The organism is Variovorax sp. 01T439_2, from assembly GCF_056398445.1.
The window spans coordinates 1-7,154 of the sequence record NZ_JBFTPJ010000212.1; the positions used below are offsets into that span (position 1 = coordinate 1).

The window sequence follows — 7,154 nt, forward strand, 5'->3', positions numbered from 1 at the left end:
GGCCAGCGGCGCGGACGACGTCGGCAGCCCGGCCAGCGGCGCGGACGACGTCGGCAGCCCCTGGGCCATCGGCGCGGCCGAGGGCGGCCACAAGGCCATTCTTCCGGCGCTGGGCACGGCGGAAGACTTTCGCCACCTCTGCGCAGAGGCGGCCTCGCACGGGCTGGAGGTCGCGCTGGACATCGCCTTCCAGTGCGCGCCCGACCATCCCTACGTGAAGGCGCACCCCGACTGGTTCCGCTGGCGCCCCGACGGCAGCGTGCAGTACGCGGAGAACCCGCCCAAGAAGTACCAGGACATCTACCCCTTCAACTTCGAGAGCGAGGACTGGCGCGGCCTGTGGGCCGAGCTGCGCAGCGTGATCGAGCACTGGATCGGCGAGGGCGTGCGCATCTTCCGCGTCGACAACCCGCACACCAAGGCCTTCGCGTTCTGGGAATGGGTGATCGGCGAGATCCGGCGCCAGCACCCGGAAGTGATCTTCCTGGCCGAGGCCTTCACGCGGCCCAAGGTGATGCACCGGCTCGCGAAGCTGGGCTTCTCGCAGTCCTATACCTACTTCACCTGGCGCAATACCAAGCAGGAGCTGGTCGAATACTTCACCGAGCTTTCCACGCCGCCGGGCGTGGACTACTTCAGGCCCAACGTGTGGCCCAACACGCCCGACATCCTGCACGAGCAGCTGCAGGGCGGCGAAGCCTCGGTCTACATGGCGCGGCTGGTGCTGGCCGCCACGCTCGCGGCCAACTACGGCATCTACGGGCCGGCCTACGAGCTGCGCGAACACCGGCCGCGCTCGTCCGGCAGCGAGGAATACCTCGACTCCGAAAAATACCAGCTGCGCCACTGGAACCACGACGACCCGGGCAGCCTGGCGCCGTTCATCACGCGCGTGAACCGCATCCGCCGCGAGAACCCGGCGCTGCACCGGGACCGCGGCCTGCGCTTCCTGCGCATCGACAACGACCAGCTGCTGGCCTATGCCAAGGTGTCGGAGGGCGGCGACAACGTGGTGGTGACCGTGGTCAACCTCGATCCGCACAACGTGCAGTCGGGCTGGCTCGAGCTCGACCCCGAAAGCGTGAACGTCGAGCGTTCGCGCCCGTTCCAGATGCATGACCTGCTGAGCGGGCAGCGCTTCATCTGGCAGGGCGGCTGGCACTACGTCAAGCTCGATCCGCACAGCGTGCCCGCGCACATCTTCGTGGTGCGGCGGCGCCACGGCGACGAGCGCGACTTCGACTACTTCCTGTGAGGCCGCAACGATGAACGCCCCTGTCTCCCACATTGCGCTCGAAACGGTAGAGATCGACATCAGCGACGACCCGCTGTGGTACCGCGATGCGGTGATCTACCAGCTCAACGTCAAGGCGTTCTTCGACTCCAACAACGACGGCATCGGCGACTTCAAGGGCGTCACGGCCAAGCTCGACTACGTGAAGGAACTGGGCGTCAACACCATCTGGCTGATGCCCTTCTATCCATCGCCGCTGCGCGACGACGGCTACGACATCTCGGCCTACGAGGACGTGAACCCGCAGTACGGCACGCTGGACGACTTCCGCGAGATGCTCGACGCCGCCCACGAGCGCGGGCTGCGGGTGATCACCGAGCTGGTCATCAACCACACCTCGAGCGACCACCCCTGGTTCCAGGCCGCGCGGCGCGCGCCGGCGGGCTCGCCCGAGCGCGACTTCTACGTGTGGAGCGACACCGACCAGATCTACCAGGGCACGCGCATCATCTTCACCGACACCGAGACCTCCAACTGGGCCTGGGACCCGGTGGCCAAGGCCTACTACTGGCACCGCTTCTTCAGCCACCAGCCGGACCTCAACTTCGACAACCCCGCGGTGCTCGAAGCCATCTTCAAGGTGATGCGCTTCTGGCTCGACATGGGCGTGGACGGCTTCCGGCTCGACGCCATTCCCTACCTGGTGGAGCGCGACGGCACCAGCAACGAGAACCTGCCCGAGACCCATGCGGTGATCAAGAAGGTGCGCGCCGCCATCGACGCGCAGTACAAGAACCGCTTCCTGCTGGCCGAAGCCAACATGTGGCCGGAAGACGTGCGCGAATATTTCGGCGATGGCGACGAGTGCCACATGGCGTACCACTTTCCGCTGATGCCGCGCATGTACATGGCCATCGCGCAGGAAGACCGGCATCCGATCGTCGAGATCATGCAGCAGACGCCCGACATTCCCGAGGGCTGCCAGTGGGCCATCTTCCTGCGCAACCACGACGAGCTCACGCTCGAGATGGTCACCAGCAAGGAGCGCGACTACATGTACACCATGTACGCGGCCGACCTGCGCGCGCGCATCAACCTGGGCATCCGCCGGCGCCTGGCGCCGCTGATGGAAAACGACATCGACCGCGTCAAGCTCATGAACGGCATGCTGCTGTCGATGCCCGGCTCGCCCATCATCTATTACGGCGACGAGATCGGCATGGGCGACAACGTGTTCGTGGGCGACCGCAACGGCGTGCGCACGCCCATGCAGTGGAGCCCCGACCGCAACGCCGGCTTCTCGCGCGCCGATCCGCAGCGGTTGTACCTGCAGCCGATCATGGACCCGATGTTCGGCTACGAGGCGCTCAACGTGGAGGCGCAGGCGCGCGACAGCAGCTCGCTGCTCAACTGGACCAAGCGCATGCTGGCCGTGCGCAAGACCAGCCATGCCTTCGGCCGCGGCAAGCGGCGCTTCCTGAAGCCGGGCAACCGCAAGATCCTGGCCTACCTGAGCGAGTACGACGAGGACATCATCCTCACGGTGTTCAACCTGTCGCGCGCCGCGCAGCCGGTGGAGCTGGACCTGTCGGCCTTCAAGGGCCGCGTGCCCATCGAGATGCTGGGCCGCGCGCCGTTTCCGCCGATCGGCGAGCTGCCCTACCTGCTCACGCTGGCCTCGTACGGCTTCTATTGGTTCAGGCTCACCTCCRATGCCGAGATGCCGAGCTGGCACCAGGAAGGCGTGGCGCTGCAGGAGTGGCCCACGCTGGTGCTGTTCGACGGCTGGACCAGCTTCTTCCGCGATCGCGTGATGCCCTGGCGCATCGGCATGTCGGAGCGCATGCGCAACCAGTTCGAGCTGGAGACGCTGCCGCGCCACATCGAGATCCAGCGCTGGTATGCGTCCAAGGGCACCGCCATCGAGCGCGCGCGCCTGGCGGACCACGTCATCTGGGAGGCAGGCCCGCTCAGCTGGATGCTGCCGCTGCTCGAACTCGACGGCCCGCCCGGCGGCGCCACCTACTTCATGCCGCTGGCACTGGCCTGGGAAGAGCGCGACGAGGAGCGCATGGCCGGCGTCGCGCAGGCCGCGCTCGCCAAGGTGCGGCAGCAGGCGCAGGTGGGGCTGATGGGCGATGCGTTCTATGACGAAGCCTTCTGCCGCGAATTGGTGCTGGCGATCCGCAGCGGCATGGAACTGGAAACCGCGCAGGGGCGGCTGCGCTTTCGCGCGACGGCGGCCTTTGCCGAGGTGGAGGCCGACATCGCCAGCCTGCCGATCGGGCGGCCGAGCGGTGTGAGCAGCAACACCGTGGTCACGCTCGACGAGACCCTGTTCCTCAAGGGCTACCGGCACCTGCGCGAAGGCCTGAACCCCGAACTGGAGGTGGGCCGCTTCCTGACCGAGGTGGCCAAATATCCGCACTGCGTCCCGGTGCTGGGCGCGCTCGAATACACCGGCAACGACGGGCGCACCATGACCCTGGCCATGGTGCAGTCCTATGTGTCGAACCAGGGCGACGGCTGGGACCACACGCTGGGCTACCTGGAGCGCTTCCTGCGCGACTTCGCCACCACCAACGGCGCGCTGCCGGACCCGATGGCCGTGCACGGCGGTTTTCTCGCGCTCATGGCCACGCTGGGCCGGCGCACCGCCCAGCTGCACCAGGCGCTTGCGCTGCGCACCGGCGCGGCGGCCTTCGACCCCGAGCCGCTGCTGGACAGCGACATCGCCCGCTATGCGGAGCAGGCCCGCGCCGACGCCACCGCCACGCTGGCGCTGCTGCGCGAAAGGCTGGCCCAGCTGCCGGCGCCGGCGCAGCCCGATGCCCAGGCGCTGCTGGCCATGGAAGACGCGCTGCAGGGCTCCATCGCGGCGCGCAGGCCGCAGGCGCAAGGCGGCATCAAGAGCCGCTACCACGGCGACCTGCACCTGGGGCAGGTGCTGCTGCGGGACAACGACTTCGTGATCATCGACTTCGAAGGCGAGCCCGCGCGCAGCTTCGACGAGCGCCGCGCCAAGGGCTCGCCGCTGCGCGACGTGGCCGGCATGCTGCGCTCGTTCAACTATGCGCGCTGGTCCGCGCTGCGCCGCGTGGCGCAGAGCGTGGAAGAGGCCGCCTACCTGGGGCCGCCGGCCGCGGCCTGGGAGCAGTCGGCACGCCAGGCCTTCCTGGACGGCTACATGGAGGCCGGCGCGGGCGAGGAGGCCACCCGCATCGACGCCGACCTGCTCGCGCTGTTCGAGACCGAGAAGGCGCTGTACGAGCTGCGCTACGAGCTCAACAACCGCATCGACTGGGCGCAGGTGCCGCTGAACGGCGTGCTCGCGCTGCTGCAGGTGGAGCGGCCCGGTTGATGCTTGCACCGCATCCGCCGCCTTCGTCCGCAACCGCAACCACGCACCGGAGAGAAACATGGACCGATTTGGCATTCACCTGGAGCCGCTGAACGCAATGCTCTACCAGGTCGGGGCCTTCGTGCCCCGCCTGGCGATTGCATTGGTGGTGGTGCTTGCCGGCTGGCTCATTGCCAAGGCCGCGCGCTTTGCGGTGACCAAGGCGCTGCGCGCGATCAACTTCAACGTGCTGACCGAGCGCGCGGGCCTGGACAACTTCCTGCGCCAGGGCGGCTGGCCGGGCGACACCTGCAGCCTGTTCGGCGTGCTGGCCTATTGGCTGGTGATCTTTGCGGCACTGCTGCTGGCCTTCAACGGCATGGGCCTGAGCTACATCGCCGACCTGCTCGGGCGCGTGGTGTGGTTCGTGCCGAATCTTTTCGTGGCCCTTTTGGTGCTGGCCTTCGGTTCCTACTTTGCCCGCTTCGTGGGAGAGSCGGTGTCGAGCTACTTCCGGGGCGCGCAGCTGCGCGACGCCATGCTGCTGGGCCAGATCGCGCGCTATGCGGTCATGGCCTTCGTCATCCTGATTGCGCTGGACCAGGTCAAGGTGGGCGGCGACATCGTGCGCGAAAGTTTCCTGGTGATCCTGGCGGGCGTGGTGTTCGCGCTGGCGCTGGCCTTCGGCCTGGCGGGCAAGGACTGGGCGGCCGAGCAGATCGAACGCTGGTGGCCGCGCCTGCCAAAGGACGGCAGCGACAGCAGCAGCGGCACGGCCAGGCCCAAGCCGAACCCGCCCGGCGAGCGCCCGCCGCGCTGAAATTTCTTTCTCCCACATCCAATTTGATGACACGCAGCAGCCAACGCAATCCGATCTCGGCCGTCTGGCCGGGGCGCCCCTATCCGCGGGGCGCCAACTGGGACGGGGAGGGCGTGAACTTCGCGCTTTTTTCCCAGCACGCACAAGGGGTGGACCTGTGCCTCTTCGACGACAAGGGCCGCCATGAAATCCAGCGCATCCCGATCCGGGAGCGCACCGACGGCGTATGGCACTGCTACCTGCCCGAAGCCCGCCCGGGCCAGGCCTACGGCTACCGCGTGCACGGCCCCTACAAGCCCGAGGAGGGCCACCGCTTCAACCCGCACAAGCTGCTGGTCGATCCCTACGCGAAAGACCTGGTGGGCGAACTGCGCTGGGGCGATGCGCTCTACGGCTACACGGTCGGCAGCAAGCGCGAAGACCTCTCGTTCGACCGCCGCGACAGCGCGCCGCTGGTGCCCAAGGGCCGCGTGCTGGAGCCGGCCTTCACCTGGGGCGACGACCGCCGGCCCTCGGTGCCCTGGCAGGACATGGTGATCTACGAGCTGCACGTGCGCGGCTTCACCATGCGCCACCCCGACGTGCCGCCCGAGCTGCGCGGCACCTACGGCGGCCTGTGCTGCGCGCCCGTGGTCGACTACCTCAAGCGCCTGGGCGTGACCACCATCGAGCTGCTGCCGGTGCACAGCTTCCTCAACGACCGGCACCTGGCGGAGAAGGGCCTGCAGAACTACTGGGGCTACAACTCGCTGGCCTACTTCGCCCCCGAGACGCGCTACAGCGCCTCGGGCAAGGTGAAGGAATTCAAGACCATGGTGAAGACGCTGCACTCGGCCGGCATCGAGGTGATCCTGGACGTGGTCTACAACCACACCTGCGAAGGCAACCAGCTCGGGCCCACGCTCTCGATGCGCGGCGTGGACAACGCCTCCTACTACATCGTCAACGCCGACAACCGGCGCTACTACGACGACTTCACCGGCTGCGGCAACACCGTCAACCTGGAGCATCCGCATGCGCTGCAGCTGGTGATGGATTCGCTGCGCTACTGGGCCGAGGAAATGCACGTGGACGGCTTCCGCTTCGACCTGGCCTCGGCGCTGGCGCGCGAGGCCGGCAAGGTCGAGAACCTGGGCGGCTTCTTCGACGCCATCCGCCAGGATCCGACGCTCAACCGYGTCAAGCTCATCGCCGAGCCCTGGGACCTGGGCCACGGCGGCTACCAGGTGGGCAACTTCCCGCTCGGCTGGGCCGAATGGAACGACCGCTACCGCGACGGCATGCGCGGTTTCTGGAAGGGCGACCCGGGCGTGATCGGCGAGGTCGGCAAGCGGCTCACCGGCTCGGAAGACCTGTACGGCTGGTCGGGCAAACGGCCCAACGCGAGCATCAACTTCATCACCGCGCACGACGGCTTCACGCTCGACGACCTGGTCTCCTACAACGACAAGCACAACGAGGCCAACGGCGAGGACAACCGCGACGGCAGCAACCACAACATCTCCTGGAACTGCGGCGCCGAAGGGCCGACGGAGGACCCCGAGATCGCCGCGCTGCGCGAGCGCCAGAAGCGCAACCTGCTGGCCACGCTGCTGCTGTCGCAGGGCGTGCCGATGCTGCTGGCCGGGGACGAGCGCGGCCACACGCAGAACGGCAACAACAACGCCTACTGCCAGGACAACGACATCAGCTGGATCGACTGGACGCCCACGCCCGAGCGGCAGGCGCTGATCACCTTCGTGGAGCGCACCATCGCGCTC

General features: G+C 67.7%; 4 protein-coding genes. All 4 read left to right on the forward strand.

Annotation, left to right across the window (positions count from 1 at the left end):
• On the forward strand, positions 1-1,255 hold a 1,255-nt coding region (locus AC1DOC_RS12270; RefSeq protein WP_478129866.1), incomplete at its 5' end, for an alpha-amylase family glycosyl hydrolase.
• Positions 1,256-1,265: 10 nt separating this feature from the next.
• Complete coding sequence (gene treS / locus AC1DOC_RS12275) at positions 1,266-4,595, forward strand: maltose alpha-D-glucosyltransferase (protein WP_478129867.1); 3,330 nt, start codon at positions 1,266-1,268, stop codon at positions 4,593-4,595.
• A gap of 58 nt (positions 4,596-4,653) precedes the next feature.
• Positions 4,654-5,394 carry a mechanosensitive ion channel family protein gene (locus AC1DOC_RS12280; RefSeq protein ID WP_478129868.1) on the forward strand — a complete coding sequence of 247 codons (741 nt, stop codon included), beginning with the start codon at positions 4,654-4,656 and terminating at the stop codon, positions 5,392-5,394.
• A gap of 26 nt (positions 5,395-5,420) precedes the next feature.
• The coding region (gene glgX / locus AC1DOC_RS12285) for a glycogen debranching protein GlgX (RefSeq protein ID WP_478129869.1) at positions 5,421-7,154 on the forward strand (1,734 nt) is incomplete at its 3' end.